The following is a 21,942-nucleotide window of genomic DNA, read 5'->3' on the forward strand; positions in this document are numbered from 1 at the left end:
CTATCCTTGTTGGGCCAGGCCACGTTCCAGCCAGCGCTTGCTGGAGAAACTCACCGCCGCGTCCAGTACCAGCGCCAGCAGTGCGGTGCAGGCGGCACCCAGCAGCAGCTGTGGCTGGTTGTTCAGGGCGATGCCGGGGAAGATCAGGCTGCCCAGGCTGTTGGCGCCGATCAGGAATGCCAGTGGCGCGGTGCCCACGTTCAATGCCAGGGCCACACGTACACCCCCGACGATGATCGGCACGGCATTCGGTAGCTCCACCTGCCAGAGTTGCTGGCGCGGGGTCATGCCGATGCCGGTGGCGGCTTCCTTGAGCGAGGCGGGGACGTTTTTCAGGCCCTCGTAGGTGTTGCGCACGATGGGCAGGAGGGAGGCGAGGAACAGCGCGAAGATCGCAGGCCCGGCGCCTATGCCCAGGATACTGAGCGCGATGGCCAGAACGGCCAGGGGAGGGATGGTGTTGCCAACGTTGAAAAACTGCATGAAGCGTTCGGCTTTGTCGACCCGGTGCGGTCGACTGAGGGCAATGCCAGCCGGGATGCCCACGGCCAGCGCCGCCGCCATCGAAGCCAGCACCAGAACCAGGTGCGCTTGCAGGTAGAACCCAAGATCGTCGCGGTAACGCGCGATCGTGTCGATGCCGATCCAGTGGACCAGCAGGGCCAGGATGACGAGCACGGTGGCGCATCCCAACAGCCCTTTACCGTAGCGTTTAGCCACAGGCGGACTCCTTGTGTTGTCGGCGAGCACACTTCTTTTTTGCCGGCCAGTCCTGGCGGCGGTTGGTGTGTTCGCGAGTAGCAGCGTGACGCACGCCGAAGGCTGCGATCAGGCCATGAGCCGAACCCCGTCGGGCCCGAAAATGCTGATGAAACCAGTCCCCAACCGAAGCGGGTTGCAGGGGAATGGACGTCTCCGTGGGCGTAAAGGTTCCCATTTGAGGCGGCATTTGGCCAGCGTTAATCACTGGGTGTCAGGAATTTTGGCGAGAAAAAACAGCAGCTTAATGCGCTGCAGGCGTTGAAATAACTGCGCTTTGGCCATTTGTCGCGATAAAGCGATTGTCAGATGTTTTTTTTGCCATTGGGCTGGCCCTGTCGCCGGCAAGCCCGCTCCCACAGGTACTGCGCAAGGCTTGAAAACAGCGCAGGTCATTGTGGGAGCGGGTTCACCCGCGAGACGCCGGCGCAACTGCCGCTGATTCAGCAGATTTTGGTCCCAGCCCAACTTCAGGTATGATATCGCCCCTTTTTGAATCCCCCAGTCAGGCGATTTCCCATGACCAACCAGGCCGCCGAAGTCGCGAAGCGCCGCACTTTCGCAATCATTTCCCACCCCGACGCCGGTAAGACCACCATCACCGAGAAGCTGCTGCTGATGGGTAAGGCCATTGCCGTCGCCGGTACCGTGAAGTCGCGCAAGTCCGACCGCCACGCCACTTCCGACTGGATGGAAATGGAGAAGCAGCGCGGCATCTCGATTACCACCTCGGTGATGCAGTTCCCGTACCGCGAGCACATGATCAACCTGCTCGACACCCCCGGCCACGAAGACTTCTCGGAAGACACCTACCGCACCCTGACCGCGGTGGACTCGGCGCTGATGGTGCTCGACGGCGGTAAAGGTGTAGAGCCGCGTACCATCGCCCTGATGGACGTCTGCCGCCTGCGTGATACGCCCATTGTCAGCTTTATCAACAAACTCGACCGTGACATCCGCGACCCGATCGAACTGCTCGACGAGATCGAAGCCGTTCTGAAGATCAAGGCTGCGCCGATCACCTGGCCGATTGGTTGCTACCGCGACTTCAAGGGCGTGTACCACCTGCGCGGTGACTACATCATTGTCTACACCCCTGGCCACGGCCATGAGCGTACCGAGGTGAAGATCATCGAGAAGCTCGACTCCGATGAAGCCCGCGCGCACCTGGGTGACGAATATGATCGCTTCCTCGAGCAGCTTGAGCTGGTACAGGGTGCATGCCATGAGTTCGACCAGGACGAATTCATCAACGGCCAACTGACGCCCGTGTTCTTTGGTACGGCGCTGGGCAACTTCGGTGTCGACCATGTGCTCGATGCCGTAGTCGACTGGGCGCCGCGGCCGCTGGCCCGGGTCGCCCACGAGCGTACCGTGGAGCCGGTGGAAGAAAAGTTCACAGGTTTCGTGTTCAAGATCCAGGCGAACATGGACCCGAAACACCGTGACCGTATCGCCTTCATGCGCATCTGTTCGGGCAAGTACGAAAAGGGCATGAAGATGCGCCACGTGCGTACCGGCAAGGACCTGCGCATCGGTGATGCGCTGACCTTCTTCTCCTCTGAGCGCGAGCAGCTGGATGAGGCCTTTGCCGGCGACATCATCGGCCTGCACAACCACGGTACCATCCAGATTGGCGACACCTTCACCGAAGGTGAGGCGCTGGGCTTCACGGGGATTCCGCACTTTGCCCCGGAACTGTTCCGCCGCGTGCGCCTGAAGGACCCGCTCAAGTCCAAGCAGCTTCGCCAGGGCCTGCAGCAGCTGGCCGAAGAAGGCGCGACCCAGGTGTTCTTCCCCGAGCGCAGCAACGACATCATCCTCGGTGCGGTGGGTGTGCTGCAGTTCGATGTGGTCGCCAGCCGCCTGAAGGAAGAGTACAAAGTCGAATGCGCCTACGAGCCGATCACCGTGTGGTCGGCGCGCTGGATCAGCTGTGACGACAAGAAGAAGCTCGAGGAATTCCAGACCAAGGCCATGGAAAACCTGGCTATCGACGGTGGCGGGCACCTGACCTACCTGGCGCCGACCCGGGTCAACCTGGCGCTGATGGAAGAGCGCTGGCCGGACGTCAAGTTCCGCGCGACCCGCGAGCACCATTAAGGCCTGAAATCGGGGCTGCTTTGCAGCCCTTCGCGGGCACGCCCGCTCCCACAGGGAATCACCATACCTGGAGGTCATGGGATACCTGTGGGAGCGGGCGTGCCCGCGAAGGGCCGCTAGGCGGCCCCATTTCAATTTCCGGCTTTGATACTGGTCCAGATCCGGGTGCGAATGCGGTCGATCTTCGCTGGCATCGCTTCCAGCGCATACAATTTACCCATCATGTCTTCGCTCGGGTAAATCATCGTATTGCCCTTCATTGCCGGCTCCACCAGCCCGTCCGCCTTCAGGTTACCGTTGGCGTACTGCACATGGTTGCTGATGTTGGCCATCACCTCTGGTTGCAGCAGATAGTTCATGTAGGCATACCCGGCTTTTTCGTCCGGCGCATCGGCCGGCATGGCCACCATGTCAAACCACATGGGCGCGCCTTCCTTGGGTATCGAGTAGCCCACCTTCACCCCGTTGTTCGCTTCTTCGGCACGGTTTTTCGCTTGCAGCACATCCCCCGAGAAGCCCACCACCACACAGATATCGCCATTGGCCAGGTCGCCGGTGTACTTGGACGAATGGAAGTAGCTGATGTACGGCCGCACCTGCATCAGCAGGGCCTTGGCCTTTTCGTAGTCCGCCGGGTTCTGGCTGTGGTGCGGCAGGCCCAGGTAGTGCAGGGCAATCGGCAGCAGTTCGGGGCCGTTGTCCAGCACGGCGACGCCACAGCTTTTCAGCTTGCTCATGTACTCGGGCTTGAAGATCAGGTCCCACGAATCCACCGGCGCGTTGTCGCCGAGCACCGCCTTGACCTTGTCGATGTTGTAGCCAATGCCGGTACTGCCCCACAGGTACGGGAAGCCGTACTGGTTGCCGGGGTCGTTTACCTCCAGTGCCTTGAGCAGCACCGGGTTGAGGTTTTGCCAGTTGGGCAGCTGCGACTTGTCCAGCTTCTTCAGGGCCTTGCCCTGGATCTGCCGTGCCATGAAGTGGTTGGAGGGGAACACCACATCGTAGCCGGAGTTGCCGGTCATCAGCTTGCCGTCGAGGGTTTCGTTGCTGTCGTACACATCGTAGGTGGGCACGATGCCACTGGCTTGCTGGAAGTTCTTCAGCGTGTCGGGGGCGACGTAGCTGGACCAGTTGTAGATTTTCACCGTTTCGGCGGCGCTGGCCACACTGGCGGCCAGCATCAGAGGAGCGAGAAGGAGCGTGCGCATGTCGGGTTTACCTTGCTTTGTCTGTTGTTATCGAAGGCAGGCGATCAGCGGATCAGAAGATAAGTACGTAGGTCTTGCGCACGGTCTCCTGGATGTCCCAGGTGCCTGTGCTGTTGGCCGGTAGCATCAATGCGTCTCCGGCTTCTATGACCAGGGGTTCGCCACCGTCAGGGGTGAAGGTGCAGCGGCCCTTGATGAAATGGCAGAACTCCTGTTGCACGATCTGCCGCCGCCAGCGCCCGGGGGTGCACTCCCAGATGCCGGTCTCGACGCCATCACTGCGCTCCACGCAGGTGACAGACGTTACAGCCACGGGGTCGCCAAGTGGCACCGCGACCGGGTTGGAGCTGTCGAGCACAGCGCTGTCGGTGTTCTTGAACTGGGTGATGCTCATGACCGGTGGATCCTGTGCAGTTGATAAGGGAAGTCAGTGCATGAAGCCTTCCATGAAGTCCGCAAGCGAGCTGGCCAGGCGCCGCCTCCACGGCGCGCTGGCGGGGTTGGCGAGGGTGCGGTCCTCGTGGACGAAGCTTTGGATGATCGCGTTGTAGCCCAGCCAGCGGCAGGGCTCGGGCGGCCAGCTGGCCAGGCTCGAAACCGGGCGGTTGTCCAGTACCCAAGGTTGTGCCGTCAGTTCGTTGTGCTGGTTAAGGATCAGCGCGGCCAGGGTGCGCCCGCCCAGGTTGGTGGCACCGACGCCTTCGCCACCGTAGCCACCGGCCAGGGCAATGCCGCGCTGGCGGTCGCAGAGCATGTGCGGGCGGAAGCGCCGCGCCATGCCCAGGTTGCCGCCCCAGGAGTGAGTGATGCGCACATGCTTGAGCTGGGGGAACAGCTCGCTGAACAGGTAGCGGCGCAGTTCGATTTCGTGCGCTTGGAGGTTGAAGTTTTCGCGCAGGCGGCCACCGAAACGGTAACCACCGCGTGCGCCGAATACCAGGCGGTTATCGGCAGTACGCTGGCCGTAGGTGACCTGCCTGCTGCTCTCGCTGAAGGCTTGGCCCTGGCTCAGGCCGATCTGCTCCCAGGTGGCCTCCGGCAGCGGTTCGGTGGCCACCAGCAAGCTCTGCACAGGCAACTGGTGCTTGCCCAGCGGCGGCAGGCTGGCCGCATAGCCTTCAACAGCGGGCACCATCCACTGGCAGCGGATGCGCGCCAGCGGGGTGCGCACTTCGCCGGGCTGCCAATCGATTGCAGGGGTGTTTTCGTAGATCGGCACACCCAGCGCTTCGACCGCGCGCGCCAGGCCGCGCACCAGCTTGGCCGGCTGGATGGTTGCGGTGTGCGGGCTGTAGATGGCGCCAAACGCATTGCTGATCCGCAGCTGGCTGCCCAACTGCTCGGGGCGTAGCCAGCGGTAGTCATCCTCGGTCATGCCTTGGCGATACAGGTCGTCGAGGTAGGCGCGCAGGCTGCGCTCCTGCTCCGGGTAGCGTGCCGCGCAGTACAGCACACCCCCTTTGCGGTAGTCGCAGTCGATGCCTTCGCGCTGCAGCACGGCGTGTACTTCATCGGGTATGCCGTGCAGCAGGTCGATGCTGGCGCGGCGCTGTTGGGGCGACAGGGTGGCCAGCAAGCGGTCTTCGCCCAACAGGTTGCCCATCAGCCAGCCGCCATTGCGCCCAGAGGCGCCGAAACCGGCAATGTTGGCGTCGATCACCACGATGTTCAGCTGTGGCGCCTGGCGCTTGAGGTAGTAGGCGGTCCACAGGCCTGTGTAGCCGGCGCCGATAATGCACACATCCGCGTGCAGGTCTTCGCGCAGGGCCGGGCGGGCGCACAGTGGCTCGTCGAGCTGGTCCATCCACAGGCTTATCGTGCGCAGGGGTTGCATCGGGTTCGACTCCACATCCGTCAAGGTCTGTGGGTGATCCTAGTGATGTGGGCCGGCCGCTGTCTTACGTGCGTGCACGCAGGGAAAATTGCTTCAGGTAAGCCTTGGGTGTGAACCCGGTGTGTTCACGGAAGCACTTGTAGAACGCCGACAGCGAGTTGAAGCCGGCGCTGAAGGCCAGCTCATCGATCGTCGCTTCGACGCTGTCATCGTCAAGGCTGGCCATCAGGTGCTGCAGGCGGGCCTGGTTGACGTAGCGGTAGAAGCTTTGCCCCAGCACCTGGTTCAGCAGGTAGGAAATCTGGTTGCGGCTGTAGCCACTGGCGTCGGCGACTTGCTGCAGGTTCAGTTCTGCGTCCAGGTAGGGGCGCTTGCGCTGGAAGTAGTGCTCCAGGTCCTGGGCCATGGTCGACAACTGCCGGGGTGACAGGCCCAGGCGACTGGTTGCCGGGCGCGGGCCTGCGCTGGCGTGGCGGGTGCCGTTGTGGCGGACCAGCGTGGCGTATTCGTTGACCTGCCAGATAAGCCCGTCCTTGACGGTGATCGCTTCGCTGGACTTGAACGCTACCAGGCCGTCACCGCCCTGGACCGTGACCTGGTACTGGATGAACGCTGTGCAGCCGTCGACGCGGATGCGGTCGCTGTGGACGATGTCTTCGCCGGCCTCATGGGGCAGGCAGGCGCGGACGTAGTCGCGCAGCTCCTGGTAGCCGAGCACGCGGTTCTGGAAGAAGTCGTGGTACTGGATGTCAGGGTGGTAGAGCGCCATCACGCCGTCTAGATCGCGGTGCTTCCAGCACAGGTGATAGCGCAGCACCGTGTCTGCGGTAATCGGGGTGTGGGCAGGGCCATCAGGGAGCGTCATGGGTGAATGATGCCTCGTCGCCAAGTTTGCGACAAGAATGCAGAACACCTGATGCACAGGGCCCAGTCGCGCAATTTGCACGATTCAAAATTGATCCGTTTTTCCAACTCATTGTTTTTCAATGGGTTAATTTTTTGTCACAACTGGCACAGCCGCTGCAAAGGTTACTGCGCGAATGGACTTGTCGCTAACCACTTAAGGCGAAAACATCATGATCACCCCTGCCGACTATCCCGCTGTCGATTCACAAAGCCGCTCAGGTGTTTCCTGGGCTGCGATCTTCGCTGGCGCCGCTACTGCAGCTGCCTTGTCTCTGATCCTGGTGGTCCTTGGTGCAGGGCTTGGCTTTGCAGCCACTTCACCTTGGGCAGACGAGGGGGCGAGTGCAAAAGCCTTGGGCATTTCCACCATCGTATGGCTGCTGCTGACGCAGATCATCGCTTCGGGCCTGGGTGGCTACATTGCCGGCCGGCTGCGGGTGAAATGGGCCAACCTGCATGGCGATGAAGTGTATTTCCGCGATACCGCGCATGGTTTCCTGTCCTGGGCCGTAGCAACTCTGGTGGCTGCCATGTTGGTGCTGGGTGCTGCGGGCAACCTGGTGGGTGCTGGTGCCAGTGCAGCTTCGCAGGCGGCTACCGTATCGGCCGCTGCCGGTGGTGCCGCGGCGTCCGGTGACAACAACGATTCGATGGGCTATTTCGTCGATAGCCTGTTCCGTGGGGATGGCCCGGCGCCGGTCAGCGAGGATGCAGCCAATGGCGTGGCCGCACGCATCCTGGCCAAAGGCATTGCCAGCGATGGTGCGCTGCCTGCCGAAGACCGTACCTACCTGGCGCAGCTGGTGGCCCAGCGTACGCGCTTGACCCAGGCCGAAGCCGAAGCCCGTGTCGATCAGGTGATGGGCCAGGTGCAACAGCTGAAGCTGAAGGCCAAGCAAGCCGCTGATACCGCCGCCAAGGTCGCTGCCTGGACAGCGCTGTGGACCTTCGTCGCGCTGCTGTGTGGCGCCTTCTTCGCCAGCCTTGCAGCGCTTTACGGTGGTCGCCGCCGTGACCAGGTGCAGTGGCTGGAAGGCGAATACGTAGCCCATCGCACCATTCAACGTTAAGCAAGGAGAACTGACATGCGCTCGATACTGCTCTGGATGCTTGGTGTACCGATCCCGGTCATCATCCTGATTGCCATTTTCATGCATTGACCGAGAGGGCCGCTTTGCGGCCCATTCGCAGCACAAGGCTGCTCCTACAGACGACCGCGATATCCCCTGTTATCGCGGTCCCTTGCAGGAGCAGCCTTGTGCTGCGAATGGGGCGCAGAGCGCCCCCGGTCATCTACAGGAACTGCTCGGCATAGTGGCAAGCCACCTGTCGGCTACTCACCTGCCGCAACGCCGGCACCTCCTTGGCACAGCGTTCCGTCGCATACGGGCAGCGCTTGTGAAACGCACACCCATCTGGCGGGTTCAACGGGTTGGGCAGCTCCCCGACAATGCGGATCTTCGGCTTCAGCGGATCCGGGTGAATGGCAGGTGTTGCCGACAGCAGCGCCTGGGTATAGGGATGCAGCGGCCGCTCGTAAATATCCGTTTTCGGCCCCATCTCTGCCGGCCGCCCCAGGTACATCACCAGTACGTGATCGGCCACATGCCGCACCACCGCCAGGTTGTGCGAGATGAACACGTAGGCGGTGTTGAACTCCTTCTGCAAATCCATGAACAGGTTCAGTACCTGTGCCTGGATCGACACATCCAATGCCGAGGTCGGCTCGTCCGCCACCAGCACTTTTGGCTGCAGCATCATCGCTCGGGCCAAGGCGATGCGCTGGCGCTGGCCCCCTGAGAACATGTGCGGGTAGCGCTGGTAGTGCTCGGGTCGCAAGCCCACCTGCTCCATCATTTTTTGCACTTTCTCGCGCCGCTCGGCTTTGCTCAGCGAGGTGTTGATCAGCAGCGGCTCGGCCAGCTGGTCACCAATTTTCTGCCGTGGGTTGAGCGAGGCGTAGGGGCTCTGGAACACCATCTGCACGTCGCGCCGCAGTTGCTTGCGCTCAGCCTTGCTGGCGCCGTTCACCTCGGTGCCGGCAATTTGCAGCGAGCCGGACGACGGCTCTTCGATCAGGGTCAGGGCGCGGGCCAGGGTGGACTTGCCGCAGCCCGACTCGCCGACCACCGCCAGGGTCTTGCCGGCTTCCAGTTCGAACGATACGCCATTCAGCGCACGGACCAGGGCGTGCCCTTTGAACAGGCCGCGGGAGACTTCGTAATGCCGGGTAAGCTCGCGCGCAGATAGAACGACGGCCATCACGCCACCTCCTGGTTCAACGGGTAGAAACAACGCACCAGGCTGTGAGCCTGGGGATCGAGGGGAGGGCGCTGGCGCCGACAGTTTTCCTGCACATAGGGGCAGCGCGGCGACAACAGGCAGCCGACGGGGCGGTCGTAGCGGCCAGGGACGATGCCAGGCAGGGTGGCCAGGCGCTCGGCGCCGATGCTGTGCTCGGGGATCGCCGCCAGCAGGGCTTCGCTGTAGGGGTGGGCGGGCACGTCGAACAGCGTCGGCACCTGGCCCACCTCGACGGCTTCGCCTGCGTACATCACGCATACCCGCTTGGCCGTTTCGGCGACCACGGCGAGGTCGTGGGTGATCAGGATGAGCGCCATGTTGCGCTCCTTCTGCAGGTTGACCAGCAGCTCCATGATCTGCGCCTGGATGGTCACGTCCAGTGCGGTGGTCGGCTCGTCGGCGATCAGCAGCTTGGGCTCGCCGGCAATGGCCATGGCAATCGCCACACGCTGGCTCATGCCGCCAGACAGCTGATGCGGATAGGCATCCAGGCGGCTTTGCGCAGCTGGGATCTCGACCTTTTTCAACAGCTCAAGGGCACGCTGGCGCGCGGCCTTGCCCTTCAGGCCCAGGTGCTGGCGCAGCACTTCTTCGATCTGGTAGCCCACGGTATAGCTGGGGTTGAGGGCGGTCATCGGGTCCTGGAAGACCATGGCGATGTCCTTGCCCACAACCTTGCGCCGCTGGCGGCCGCTGAGCTTGAGCATGTCGATGCCGTCGAAACTGAGGGCGTCGGCGGTGATGCGCCCGGGGGCGTCGATCAGGCCCATCAAGGCCATCATGGTCACGGATTTGCCCGAGCCGGATTCGCCGACGATGGCCAGGATCTCGCCAGCCTCCACCGACAGGTCCAGGCCATCGACGACAGGTACGGCATTGGCGTCGCCGAAGCGCACGTTCAGGTTGTTGATCTGCAACAGTGACATGGCGTTCTCCTCAGGCGGCGTTCTTGAGTTTCGGGTCCAGCGCATCGCGCAGGCCGTCGCCCATCAGGTTGATTGCCAGCACACTGAGCAGAATGGTCAGGCCGGGCAGGCTCACCACCCACCAGGCGCGCTCGATATAGTCACGGGCCGAAGCCAGCATGGTGCCCCACTCCGGGGTGGGTGGTTGCACGCCCAGGCCCAGGAAGCCCAACGCGGCAGCATCGAGGATCGCTGAAGAGAAGCTGAGGGTAGCCTGCACGATCAGTGGCGCCATACAGTTGGGCAGCACGGTGACGAACATCAGCCGTGGCAGCCCGGCACCCGCCAGGCGTGCGGCGGTGACGTAGTCGCGGTTCAGTTCAACCATTACCGCAGCCCGGGTCAGGCGCACGTAGGAGGGCAGTGAGACGATGGCGATGGCGATTACCGTGTTGATCAGGCCTGGGCCGAGGATGGCGACGATGGCCACGGCCAGCAGCAGGGAGGGCAGGGCCAGCATCACATCCATCAGGCGCATGATCGATGGGCCGAGGATGTGCGGGAAGAAGCCGGCCAGCAGGCCCAGCAGGATGCCCGGGATCAGCGACATCACCACCGACGACAGGCCGATCAGCAGCGACAGCCGCGCCCCCTGTATCAGGCGCGAAAGCAGGTCGCGGCCCAGTTCGTCGGTGCCGAGGATGAACTGCCAGGTGCCGCCTTCCAGCCATACCGGCGGGGTCAGCAGGAAGTCGCGGTACTGCTCGCTCGGGTCATGCGGGGCGACCCACGGCGCGAACAGTGCACAGAACACCACCAGGCACATGAAGGCCAGGCCCATCACTGCGCCTTTGTTGCGCGCAAAGGCTTGCCAGAATTCTTTGTACGGCGAGGGGTAGAGCAGGCTCTGGTCCACCGGGCTGGCCGGCGACACGGATTTTGCAATCGGGCTAGTCATGGCGAAGGCCTCAGCGCTGATGACGGATGCGTGGGTTGGCCAGGCCGTAGAGGATGTCCACGACGAAGTTGACCAGGATTACCAGGCAGGCGATCAACAGGATGCCGTTCTGGACCACGGGGTAGTCACGGGCACCGATGGCTTCGATCAGCCACTTGCCGATGCCCGGCCAGGAAAAGATGGTTTCGGTCAGCACCGCACCGGCCAGCAGCGTGCCGACCTGCAGGCCGAACACGGTCAGCACCGGAATCAAGGCATTGCGCAGGCCGTGCACGAACACCACGCGGGCCGGCGACAGGCCTTTGGCGCGGGCGGTGCGGATGTAGTCTTCGCGCAGTACTTCAAGCATCGACGAACGGGTCATGCGGGCGATGACTGCCAGCGGGATGGTACCCAGCACGATGGCCGGCAGGATCAGGTGCATCACCGCGTCCTTGAAGGCGCCTTCTTCGTCGCTGAGCAGGGTATCGATGAGCATGAAGCCGGTTTTCGGCTCAATGTCGTAGAGCAGGTCGATGCGCCCGGACACTGGGGTCCAGCCCAGGCTCACCGAGAAGAACATGATCAGGATCAGGCCCCACCAGAAGATCGGCATCGAGTAGCCGGCCAGGGAAATGCCCATCACCCCGTGGTCGAACAATGAACCGCGCTTGAGCGCGGCGATCACCCCGGCCAGCAGGCCGACGATACCGGCGAACAGCAGGGCGGCGAAGGCCAGCTCCAGGGTGGCCGGGAACAGGGTGAGAAACTCGGTCCACACGCTTTCGCGGGTGCGCAGCGATTCGCCGAGGTCACCCTGGGCCAGCTTGCCGACATAGTCCAGGTACTGGACCGGCAGTGGCTTGTTCAGGCCCAGGCGCTCCATGGCCTGGGCGTGCATTTCGGGATCGACCCTGCGCTCGCCCATCATGACTTCCACCGGGTCGCCGGGGATCAGGCGTATGAGCGCAAAGGTCAGCAAGGTGATGCCGAAAAAGGTCGGTATCAGCAGGCCAAGGCGCCGGGCAATAAAACTCAACATTGTCGGGGTTACCTCATCAGGCCGCGGGGCGATCAGCCCGGTACGGCAATGCCGCCGGTCCGCGTGTGGGTTGCCGGCGGTCGTTGTTGTTCTACTTCACCTTGGTGGTGGCGAAGTTATTGTTGGTCAGAGGGCTGATCACGTAGCCCTCCACGTTGTCACGCATGGCGGTGAACATCTTTGGATGGGCCATGCTGATCCAGGGTTGGTCGTCATCGTACACCTTCAATGCCTCGCTATAGAGCCTTGCGCGCTCGTCGTTGTCGACCACCTCGCGGGCACGGGTGATCAGCTCCTGGAATTTCGAGTTGCACCAGCGGGCGTAGTTCTCGCCGGTTTTGGCGGCGTCGCAACTGAGCAGCGGGGTGAGGAAGTTGTCGGGGTCGCCGTTGTCGCCAGCCCAGCCGGTGGACACGAGGTCGGCCTCGCCATTTTTTGCACGGCGCAGCATTTCGGCCCATTCCATCACGCGGATATCCAGCTGCAGGCCGATCTGCTTCAGGTCGGCCTGCAGCATCTCGGCCGACAGGCGCGGGTTAGGGTTGGTCATGCCACCGCCGTTGCGGGTAAACAGTGTGATCACCGTGCCTTCCGGTACGCCAGCTTCCTTGAGCAGGGCGCGTGCCTTTGCGAGGTCGCGGGGCGGGTTCTGGTTGGCGGTGTTGAAGCCAGGCATGGTCGGTGGGTAGGGGTTCACACCCACCAGCGCGTTGCCTTTGCCGAACAGCTGGTCGACATGAGTCTGCCGATCGAACGCCATATTGATGGCTTTGCGCACGCGTACATCGCTGAGGTATTTGTGCTCGGTATTCATGGCGATGTAGCCGGTGACAAGCGCTTCGATTTCGGCGACCTTGAGTTTCGGGTCGGCCTTGATCGATGGCACGTCATCCGGCTTGGGGTACAAGGCGACCTGGCATTCGTTGGCGCGCAGCTTCTGCAGGCGCACGTTGCTGTCGGTGGCGATGGCGAACACCAGCGCGTCGGCCGGCGGTTTGCCGCGGAAGTAGTCTGGGTTGGGTTTGAAGCGGACCTGCGCATCCTTGTTGTAACGCTGGAAGATGAACGGGCCGGTGCCGACCGGCTTACTGTTCAGCTCGGCGGTTTTACCGGCCCTGAGCAACTGGTCACCGTACTCGGCGGAGTAGATCGAGGTGAAGCCCATGGCCATGTCATGCAGGAACGGTGCTTCCGGCCGGGCCAGGGTGATCACCACGGTGTGGTCGTCGGTCTTGATCACCGATTTGAGCAGCTGCTTGAAGGCCATGCTTTCAAAATACGGGTAGCCGACGCTGGTTTTGTCGTGCCACGGGTGGTGCGGGTCAAGCTGGCGGTTGAGGCTCCACAACACATCGTCGGCGTTGAAGTCGCGGGTCGGCTCGAAGTAGTCGGTGGTGTGGAACTTCACCCCTTGGCGCAGATGGAAGGTGTAGGTCAGCCCGTCTGGCGAAATGTCCCAGCGCTCGGCCAGGGCCGGCTGGACGTCGGTGGTGCCTGGTTTGAAGTCGACCAGGCGGTTGAACAGTGTCTCGGACGTCGCATCAAGTGTGACCGCGGTGGTGTACTGGACAACGTCGAACCCTTCCGGGCTGGCCTCGGTACAGACCACCAGCGGTTTGGCTGCCAGCTGCGTTGCGCTGCCCAGCACCAGCGTGGCGAGGGCAAGGCGTAACGGTAGCGATTTGATGAAAGCTCTCTGCATGGGTTGAACACTCCCTGCTTTTGCATTGATTCCAGCGTAGCCGCCACGGCCCGCTGCGAAGGGGGCCGTGGCGCCAGCGGTCAAAGAATGTTGAATGGAATGGTGGTAACCACCCGGAACTCGTCCAGGCTGCCGTCACCCTGTGCCTTGCTGGCGCGGTGGGTGGTGTAGGTCGCGCGGATGCTGGTGTCTCTCAGCGGCCCGCTCTGCACCGCGTAGCTGGTGCCGATGCCCCACTCGTAGTGGGTTTCGCCGTTCAGGCCATTCACGTCGTAGGCGGTGCCGCGGTAGTGAGTGCCGTCAATGCCCCAGCCGCGTGCGTTGTACAGGTTGAACTTCAGCCCTGGCACGCCGTAGGGCGCCATGTTCAATACATAGGAAAGCTGCAGCGACTTCTCGTTGGGGCCGTTGAAGTCCGACAACAACGAGTTGGCCAGGTAGATGCCGTTGGTTTCGTGCAGGTAGTCGAAGTATTCGTTGCCGTTCACCTGCTGCCACGAGGCGCTGAGGGTATGGGCCTGGTGGGTCAGGCCGAGCGACAGGCTGTAGGTGTCGTTGTCGATCTTGCCCATTTTCTGGCTGCCGGCATCGACGGTCTTGTAGTAGTTAAGGCCGGTGCTCAGGCTGAGCACTGCGCTGTCGCCGAGCACGTGGTTGGCGCCGAAGTAGTACTGGTTCCAGAAGTCGTCTACCTGGGTGGCATACAGGCTGGTACTCAGGCTTTTGAACGGCTGGTAATTGATGCCGGCAGTGCTGGCGCGGTCGGTTTCCACGCCGGTGGCGCCGTATTCGCTGCGAAACTTGCTAAGGCTTTGTTCGGTGCGTGGCGAAACGCGGTCGAAAGTGCCCAGATCGAGGCTCAGGTTGTCGAACTCGGCGCTGTGCAGGAACGCGCCCTGGAAGCTCGATGGCAGGGCGCGGTTGCCGATGTAGGCGATCATGGGCGTGTCCACCGACTGGCGGCCAAGGGTAAGGGTGGTGTTGGACACGCGCGCCTTGATGTTGCCCAGGCCCAGTTTGCTCCACTGGCCGACGGGGTCGCCATCGCTGTGGGTGAGGGTGCGGTTGTTGGGGCCGGCAATCGCTTCGCGGCTCTGCTGCAGGGCGATGGCGTTATAGCCAGCGGCCTCGACAGCGAAACCCACGGTGCCTTGGGTGAAACCGGAGCTGTAGTTGAGGATGGTGCCCTGCAGCCAGTTTTCCCGGCTGTGGGTGGGGTGGCGGGTGCCGTCGCTCTTGTAGTACTTCCACAGCGGGGCGCGTGCAGCGCGTTCGCGGGCGTACCAGTTGCGGGTGCTGCCGGACAGGCTCTGGCCGTCGATGAAGCCGCTGGCTTGCGCCTGCGCGCTGCTGCCTTTGAGGGTGAGCGGAATGTAGTCCTGGCTTTGCGGATCGGCCTGGGCCACGGTGGAAAATGCACTGATGGATAAGGCCAGTGCGCTCAGGGTTGGTACTTTCAAGGTTGAAGCTCCCATTGCTTTCTAGTTATTGCCGGCCTTGTGGGCCGGGTTTTTTGCTGCGGTGTTGCCAGAGTTGCCCGGGGTCGCCGGGCTAAAAGGGGGCGTTGTGTTGCCTGTGCTGGCCTTTTGGCGGGCAAGCCCGCTCCCACAGATAGGGCGCAAGGTCCGAACCTGTAGAGATCCTGCGGGAGCGGGCTTGCCCGCGAAGAGGCCGGTATTGGCTAACGCTTAATCAACACTCACACCGGAAAAATCATTGCGCCCAAACGGGCTGACCTTGAACTCAGAAACCTTGATGCTGAGCGGCTGGTTAACTGTGGAATGCGCCACCGGCGTAATCGGCACCTGCTGTTTGAGCCGTTGCTGGGCCTGCCGGTACAGCGCACTGCGCTGCGGTTGGTCTGTGACCTGCTTGGCCTGCTTGACCAGGCTGTCGTACTGCGGGTCGCACCACAGCGAGTAGTTGTTGCTGCCGATGGCATCGCAGCTGTAGAGGGTGCCTAGCCAGTTGTCCGGGTCACCGTTGTCGCCGGTCCAGCCAATCAGGGCGATGTCGTGCTCGCCGCTTTTCATGCGCTTGAGGTACTCGCCCCATTCGTAACTGACGATGCGCACCTTGAACCCGAGTTTGTTCCAGTCTGCCTGGAGCATTTCGGCCATCAGCTTGGCGTTGGGGTTGTAAGGGCGTTGCACCGGCATGGCCCAAAGGGTGACTTCGGTGCCAGGTTTGACGCCGGCCTGCTGCAGCAGCTGCCTGGCCTTTTGCGGGTCGTAGGGCGCGTCTTTGAGGCTTTCGTCATAGGACCACTGGGTCGGTGGCATGGCGTTGACTGCCAGTTGGCCGGAATCCTGATACACCGCCTGGAGTATGGCCTTCTTGTTCACAGCCATATCCATCGCCTGGCGCACCTCCAGCCGGTCGAACGGTGGGTGCTGGGTGTTGTAGGCGATGTAGCCGAGGTTGAAGCCTGGTTGCTGCAATACCCGCAGCGAGCTGTCGGCCTTGAGCGCTGGCAGGTCGGCCGGGCGAGGGTGCAGGGTGACCTGGCATTCGTTGCGGCGCAGTTTCTGGATGCGTACCGAAGGGTCGATGTTGATCGAGAACACCAGGTTGTCGATTTTCACCTCATCCGGCGCCCAGTACTCCTTGTTGCCTTTGTAGCGGATCTGCGAATCCTTCTGATAACGCTGGAACACGAACGGCCCGGTGCCGATGGGCTGCTGGTTGATGTCGCTCGGTCTTGCGCTGGCCATCAGTTGCCCGGCGTATTCGGCGGAGAGGATGGAGGCGAAGCTCATGGCCAGGTTCTGGATGAACGCGGCATCGACCGTGTTCAGGGTGAATGCCACAGTCAGCGGGTCGATCTTCTCGACATGGGCGATGTTCTTGTCCAGGCCCATGCTGATGAAGTAAGGAAACTCGGTAGGGTAGGCCTGGCGGAACGGGTGGCCTTTGTCGAGCATGCGGTTGAAGGTGAACAGCACATCGTCGGCGTTGAAATCGCGGCTTGGGGAGAAGGCCTTGTTGCTGTGGAACTTCACCCCTTCACGCAGGTGGAAGGTATAGCGCAAGCCATCGTCGGATACTTCCCAGCGGGTTGCCAGGGCAGGGTGCACGGCAGTACCACCACGCTCGAACTCGACCAGGCGGTTGTAGATCGGCTCGGCGGCATCGTTGTCGGTGGCGCTGGTGTACTGGGCGGTGTCGAAGCCGGCGGGGCTGCCCTCGGAGCAAAACACCAGGTTGTTCGCCAACAGGGCCGGGGATTGGCTCATCAGGCCCAGGGCCAGCAAGGTTGAAAGACGGGTCGCGTGACGCATGGCAAGTCCTTTTTCAGCTGTTTGCGCCGCCTCGGGGTGCGAATGGCGGCAACAGTTCGCCCACCCCGCAGCGGATAGCCGCGGGACGACATGAAGAGGGGGAAGGGGGCAAGGCACCCGCCAGACGGCGGGTGCTGGAGTTACCCTATTTGTCCACGCTTACGCCATAGAAGGCGTTCAGCGCAAACGGGCTGATCTTGAAGTCCTTCACTTTGGCGCTCATGGGCTGATACACGGTGGAGTGGGCGATCGGGGTAATCGGCACCTGCTCCTTGAGAATGTGCTGCGCCTGCTGGTACAGCTCGGTGCGCTTGGCCTGGTCGGAGGTGGCCTTGGCCTGCTTGATCAGGTCGTCGTAGGGCTTGTAGCACCACTTGGAGAAGTTGTTGCCGTCGACGGCATCGCAGCCGTAAAGGGTGCCCAGCCAGTTGTCCGGGTCACCGTTGTCGCCGCTCCAGCCAATCAGCATGGCGCCTTGTTCGCCACCTTTGGAGCGTTTGATGTACTCGCCCCATTCATAGCTGACGATTTTGGCCTTGATGCCGATCTTGGCCCAGTCGGATTGCAGCATTTCGGCCATCAGCTTGGCATTGGGGTTGTATGGGCGTTGCACGGGCATGGCCCACAGGGTGATCTCGGTGCCTTCCTTGATGCCGGCTTCCTTGAGCAGCTGTTTAGCTTTTTCGGGGTCGAAGGGGGCGTCCTTTATGCTTTCGTCATACGACCACTGGGTCGGCGGCATGGCATTGACTGCCAACTGGCCGGCGCCCTGGTAGACCGACTCGATGATCTTCTTCTTGTCCACCGCCATGTCCAGCGCCTGGCGCACTTTCAGCTGAGCCATGGGGTTGGGCTCGTTGCTGCCCTTGATCTTGTCCATCACGTTGTAGGCGATGTAGCCCAGGTTGAACCCGGCTTGCTGGGGCATCTGCAGGTGCTTGTCGGCCTTTAGCGGCTCGATGTCGGCCGGCCGCGGGAACAGGGTGACCTGGCACTCGTTCTTCTTCAGTTTTTGCATGCGTACCGAGGCATCGGTGGTGATGGCGAAGATCAGGTTATCGATCTTCACGTCCTCGGGCTGCCAGTAGTCCTTGTTGCCCTTGAAGCGAATCTGCGCGTCCTTCTGGTACTTGCTGAACACGAACGGGCCGGTGCCGATCGGCTTCTGGTTGATGTCGGCGGCCTTGCCGTTCTTGAGCAATTGGTCGGCGTACTCGGCGGACTGGATGGAAGCGAAGCTCATGGCCAGGTTCTGGATGAACGCAGCGTCGACCTCGTTAAGGGTGAACTTCACCGTGTGCTCGTCCAGCTTTTCCACCTTGGCGATGTTCTTGTCCATGCCCATGTCGGTGAAATACGGGAACTCGGTAGGGTAGGCCTTGCGGAACGGATGATCCTTGTCGAGCATGCGGTTGAAGGTGAACAGCACATCGTCGGCGTTGAAGGGCCGGCTGGGCTTGAAGTAGTCGGTGGTATGGAACTTGACGCCTTCGCGCAGGTGGAAGGTGTAGGTCTTGCCGTCGTCGGACACTTCCCACTTGGTCGCCAGGCCCGGGATAACTGCAGTACCGCCTCGTTCGAACTGGGTCAAGCGGTTGAACACGGTCTCTGCCGAGGCGTCGAAGTCGGTCCCGGTGGTGTACTGGCCCGGGTCAAAACCGGCCGGGCTGCCCTCTGAGCAAAACACCAGGTTGGACGCGGCCAGGACCGACGGCGCGCCGGTGAGCAAGCCTGCGCCAAGCAGGAACGGAATGACTGCGTGTTTGAGCATGGTGGCCTCATTGTTGTCATTTTTTGGATGAGGTGGCCTCGTGAGCCGACCTGAGGATACTTATGCAGGGGGTGTTCCCAATGCAACAGGTATAAGGATAGTTGGCGCCGGAAAAGTGGTACGGGCGTACATGGATGTCGCATCAGTATAACTTTAGGCGAAGTTAAACGTTTGCGCAGGCAAAATGATGGCATTTTGCGCGATGTTTCTAGGCGGTGATAAACGTAGGATGCACCTGGGTGTTGCGTAGGAAATGTCTGAAAAGCAGACTCAAGCGGCAAGCGCCAAGCGGCAAGCCAAAGCAGACCGGGTTTACAGTCAATTTGAAGCTTGCCGCTTGAAGCTCGTGGCTGTCAGGGCATTTGCACTTCGATCAGGCCATCAGCATTCATGCTCACTTCGCTGGTGCCCGCCTCGATATCCGGCGCTGGCGCTGCTTCGTCGGCCCCCATGGCTTTCATCGCCATCGGCGCACTGCGCAGGTACGGGCGCGGGTAACCGCTGCTGTTGAGGTTCAGGCTGACCACTTTGTAGCCCTTGCCGCCCAGCGCCTCGGTGGCCAGTTGAGCACGCGCCTTGAAGGCATCGACGGCGTCCTTGAGCAATGCATCCTCACTGGCCTTGCGTGTGGCCGGTGCGATGGAGAAGTCCATGCCGCCCATTTTCAGCTCTTGCAGCAGGTCGGCTGTGAGCTGGGACAGGGCCGGGAAGTTGTCGCTTTCCAGGCGCAGTTCGGCGCGCTCGCGCCAGCCGGTAATCTTCTGGCCCTTGCTGTCATACACCGGGTAGCTGTTGCGGCTGCCTTGGCTGATCTTCACGTCCTTGACCTGTCGCGACTGCTGCACGGCCTTGTTCATGGTTTCGGTGATCTGCTTGGCCAGCTTGCCCGGGTCGCTGTTCTGCGCTTCGCTGTACAGGGTCACGACCATCAGGTCGCGCGGCACTTCCTTGCTCACTTCAGCGCGCAGCGATACCTGGTTGTAACGTGGCTCATCGGCAGCCAGCGCAGGCAGGCTGGCGAGCAAGCCGCAGGACAGAATCAGGGCGGCGCCGCGACGTGGGATTTGCATGTGGTACTCCTTGGCAATAAAAGGCGTGGGGTTGGCCATCATTCCACGCATGGCCCATCAGACCGGCAACAGTGTAGTGGGTTCAAAAGTGCCATCATGAACCTGTGACAAACTGTGGCGCTTTGCCGCAGCGCTGCAGCGAGGCGCCCGGCTTCGGTATACTCCAGCCGATTTTCTGGAGCACTCATCAGGAGAGCTCATGCTCGCCGCCGTACAACCGCTATCTGCTACCCGCCAGAACCTTTGGCGCCTGACCGTCATCCGGGTCCTGGTCCTGGCTGCCCAGGCTGGCTCCGTGGGCGTCGCCTACTGGACCGAATTGCTACCCTTGCCGTGGCTGTCGCTGGCGGGCACCTTGGCTTTGTCGTCGCTGCTGTGTGCCTTCACCGCGCTGCGCTTGCGCCTGTCGCTGCCCGTCACCGAAATGGAGTACGCCCTGCAGTTGGCCTGTGACCTGTTGATCCACAGTGCCTTGCTGTATTACTCCGGCGGCTCGACCAACCCGTTCGTGTCGTATTACCTGGTACCGCTGGCGATTGCCGCAGTGACCTTGCCGTGGCTGTATTCGCTGATTCTGTCGGGTATCGCCCTGACCGCCTACAGCCTGCTGCTGGTGCAGTTCTACCCGCTTGAGGGCCTGCCCATGGCGCGGGACAAGATGCAGGTCTACGGCATGTGGCTGAGCATTGCCCTGGCTGCGGCGGTGATCACTTTCTTTGCCGCACGCATGGCCGAAGAGCTGCGCCGCCAGGAGCAACTGCGGTCCGAGCGGCGTGAAGAAAGCCTGCGCGATGAGCAACTGCTGGCCGTGGCTACCCAGGCCGCCGGTGCTGCCCATGAGCTGGGCACGCCACTGGCGACCATGAGCGTGCTGATCAACGAAATGCGTCAGGACCACACCGACCCGCTGCTGCAGGAAGACCTGCAGATCCTGCAGGACCAGGTAAAGCTGTGCAAAGAGACCTTGCAACAGCTGGTGCGCGCCGCCGAAGCCAACCGCCGCCTGGCGATCGTGGAGCAGGAGGTGACCGCCTGGCTGGACGAGGCGCTGAACCGCTGGCACCTGATGCGCCCGGAAGCCAGCTACCGCTTCCAGCGGTTGCGCGATGGCAAAGTGCCGCGCCTGACGCCACCACCAGACCTGACCCAGGCGCTGCTGAACCTGTTGAACAATGCAGCCGATGCCTGCCCCGATGACTTGGAAGTGCGCCTGGACTGGGACGCTCAGGACATCGTCATCAGTATCCGTGACCATGGCCCTGGCGTGCCGCCGGCCATTGCCGAAGCCATCGGCAAACCCTTCATTACCACCAAAGGCAAAGGCTTCGGCCTGGGCCTGTTCTTGAGCAAGGCCAGCGTGACCCGTGCGGGCGGTTCGGTGAAACTCTATAGTCATGAACAGGGTGGCACCCTGACCGAATTGCGCCTGCCCTATGGCAAGCGAGGAGATGAATGATGAGCGAAGAAAACCAGGTCGAAAGCGAAGAGCTGCCGCACCTGCTGTTGGTGGATGACGATGCCACCTTCACCCGGGTCATGGCCCGGGCAATGAGCCGTCGCGGTTTCCGCGTGAGCACCGCCAGTTCGGCCGAGGAAGGCTTGATTCTGGCCCAGCAGGACCTGCCAGATTACGCCACGCTGGACCTGAAGATGGACGGTGACTCCGGCCTTGTGCTGCTGCCCAAGCTGCTGGAGCTGGACCCTGAAATGCGCGTGGTGATCCTGACCGGTTACTCGAGCATTGCCACGGCGGTGGAAGCGGTCAAGCGCGGCGCCTGCAATTACCTGTGCAAACCGGCTGACGCCGATGATGTGCTGGCAGCATTGCTGTCGGAGCACACCGACCTGGATACCCTGGTGCCGGAAAACCCGATGTCGGTCGACCGCCTGCAGTGGGAACACATCCAGCGCGTACTGAACGAGCACGAGGGCAACATTTCGGCCACCGCACGTGCGCTGGGCATGCACCGCCGGACCTTGCAGCGCAAGCTGCAGAAGCGCCCGGTCCGGCGCTGAGTCCGCGTTGCCCTCTTCGCGGGGCAAGCCCGCTTGTGTCTTGGAGAAGGAATAGAATCTGAAGTGAGAGCGGTGAATGGCAAGCTGATAGCCCGAGGTGC

18 protein-coding genes are annotated in these 21,942 nt (G+C 62.1%); 4 read left to right on the forward strand and 14 right to left on the reverse strand.

Annotated elements, in window-relative coordinates:
- Positions 1–720, reverse strand: coding sequence for an ABC transporter permease (locus AC07XM_RS14815; protein WP_016484996.1), 720 nt, complete (start codon positions 718–720; stop codon positions 1–3).
- 558 nt (positions 721–1,278) lie between these two features.
- Between AC07XM_RS14815 and AC07XM_RS14820 the strand changes: the two genes are divergently transcribed.
- Positions 1,279–2,862 (forward strand): peptide chain release factor 3, encoded by a 1,584-nt coding sequence (locus AC07XM_RS14820; protein WP_016484997.1) that lies wholly within the window; start codon positions 1,279–1,281, stop codon positions 2,860–2,862.
- 131 nt (positions 2,863–2,993) lie between these two features.
- On the opposite strand, the gene AC07XM_RS14825 is transcribed toward AC07XM_RS14820, so the two are convergent.
- The 4 genes from AC07XM_RS14825 to AC07XM_RS14840 all read right to left on the reverse strand — a co-directional run bounded on the left by AC07XM_RS14825 (position 2,994) and on the right by AC07XM_RS14840 (position 6,772).
- A complete protein-coding gene (locus AC07XM_RS14825) occupies positions 2,994–4,073 on the reverse strand; it encodes a polyamine ABC transporter substrate-binding protein (RefSeq protein WP_102689340.1) in 1,080 nt (359 codons plus the stop codon).
- A gap of 52 nt (positions 4,074–4,125) precedes the next feature.
- The gene (locus AC07XM_RS14830; protein ID WP_016484999.1) at positions 4,126–4,467 is read right to left on the reverse strand and encodes a cupin domain-containing protein; all 342 of its coding nucleotides are present in this window, start codon (positions 4,465–4,467) and stop codon (positions 4,126–4,128) included.
- 33 nt (positions 4,468–4,500) lie between these two features.
- Positions 4,501–5,907 (reverse strand): NAD(P)/FAD-dependent oxidoreductase, encoded by a 1,407-nt coding sequence (locus AC07XM_RS14835; protein ID WP_102689341.1) that lies wholly within the window; start codon positions 5,905–5,907, stop codon positions 4,501–4,503.
- A 64-nt stretch (positions 5,908–5,971) separates the two neighbouring features.
- Positions 5,972–6,772 (reverse strand): helix-turn-helix domain-containing protein, encoded by an 801-nt coding sequence (locus tag AC07XM_RS14840; protein WP_024717618.1) that lies wholly within the window; start codon positions 6,770–6,772, stop codon positions 5,972–5,974.
- A gap of 211 nt (positions 6,773–6,983) precedes the next feature.
- Here AC07XM_RS14840 and AC07XM_RS14845 point away from each other — a divergent pair, with 211 nt between their 5' ends.
- Positions 6,984–7,883 carry a hypothetical protein gene (locus AC07XM_RS14845; RefSeq protein ID WP_016485002.1) on the forward strand — a complete coding sequence of 300 codons (900 nt, stop codon included), beginning with the start codon at positions 6,984–6,986 and terminating at the stop codon, positions 7,881–7,883.
- A gap of 223 nt (positions 7,884–8,106) precedes the next feature.
- Here AC07XM_RS14845 and AC07XM_RS14850 read toward each other — a convergent pair whose 3' ends face one another.
- From AC07XM_RS14850 to AC07XM_RS14890, 9 genes are all read right to left on the reverse strand, one after another.
- Complete coding sequence (locus AC07XM_RS14850; RefSeq protein WP_016485003.1) at positions 8,107–9,075, reverse strand: peptide ABC transporter ATP-binding protein; 969 nt, start codon at positions 9,073–9,075, stop codon at positions 8,107–8,109.
- Complete coding sequence (locus AC07XM_RS14855) at positions 9,075–10,043, reverse strand: ABC transporter ATP-binding protein (protein WP_102689342.1); 969 nt, start codon at positions 10,041–10,043, stop codon at positions 9,075–9,077. Before AC07XM_RS14855 ends, AC07XM_RS14850 begins: the two co-directional genes overlap by 1 nt.
- A gap of 10 nt (positions 10,044–10,053) precedes the next feature.
- Positions 10,054–10,980 (reverse strand): ABC transporter permease subunit, encoded by a 927-nt coding sequence (locus AC07XM_RS14860; protein WP_016485005.1) that lies wholly within the window; start codon positions 10,978–10,980, stop codon positions 10,054–10,056.
- A 10-nt stretch (positions 10,981–10,990) separates the two neighbouring features.
- Positions 10,991–12,001 carry an ABC transporter permease subunit gene (locus tag AC07XM_RS14865; RefSeq protein WP_016485006.1) on the reverse strand — a complete coding sequence of 337 codons (1,011 nt, stop codon included), beginning with the start codon at positions 11,999–12,001 and terminating at the stop codon, positions 10,991–10,993.
- A 91-nt stretch (positions 12,002–12,092) separates the two neighbouring features.
- Entirely contained in the window at positions 12,093–13,703 is a 1,611-nt protein-coding gene (locus AC07XM_RS14870; protein WP_095115801.1) for an ABC transporter substrate-binding protein, read from the reverse strand.
- An 80-nt stretch (positions 13,704–13,783) separates the two neighbouring features.
- On the reverse strand, positions 13,784–15,163 hold the full coding sequence (locus AC07XM_RS14875; RefSeq protein ID WP_023048009.1) for an OprD family porin: 1,380 nt from the start codon (positions 15,161–15,163) through the stop codon (positions 13,784–13,786).
- Positions 15,164–15,391: 228 nt separating this feature from the next.
- On the reverse strand, positions 15,392–16,984 hold the full coding sequence (locus AC07XM_RS14880; RefSeq protein WP_060517620.1) for an ABC transporter substrate-binding protein: 1,593 nt from the start codon (positions 16,982–16,984) through the stop codon (positions 15,392–15,394).
- Positions 16,985–17,129: 145 nt separating this feature from the next.
- On the reverse strand, positions 17,130–18,755 hold the full coding sequence (locus tag AC07XM_RS14885) for an ABC transporter substrate-binding protein (RefSeq protein ID WP_102689343.1): 1,626 nt from the start codon (positions 18,753–18,755) through the stop codon (positions 17,130–17,132).
- A 353-nt stretch (positions 18,756–19,108) separates the two neighbouring features.
- Positions 19,109–19,825, reverse strand: coding sequence for an SIMPL domain-containing protein (locus AC07XM_RS14890; RefSeq protein ID WP_016485011.1), 717 nt, complete (start codon positions 19,823–19,825; stop codon positions 19,109–19,111).
- A gap of 199 nt (positions 19,826–20,024) precedes the next feature.
- On the opposite strand from AC07XM_RS14890, the gene AC07XM_RS14895 reads away from it, so the two are divergent.
- Positions 20,025–21,281: an ATP-binding protein gene (locus AC07XM_RS14895; RefSeq protein ID WP_016485012.1), complete on the forward strand. Its 1,257-nt coding sequence runs from the start codon at positions 20,025–20,027 to the stop codon at positions 21,279–21,281.
- Positions 21,281–21,841 (forward strand): response regulator transcription factor, encoded by a 561-nt coding sequence (locus AC07XM_RS14900; RefSeq protein WP_003255244.1) that lies wholly within the window; start codon positions 21,281–21,283, stop codon positions 21,839–21,841. The genes AC07XM_RS14895 and AC07XM_RS14900 overlap by 1 nt, the downstream gene beginning before the upstream one ends.
- Positions 21,842–21,942: the final 101 nt, after the last annotated feature.

The sequence above is a fragment of the Pseudomonas sp. GW460-LB5 genome, assembly GCF_059423245.1.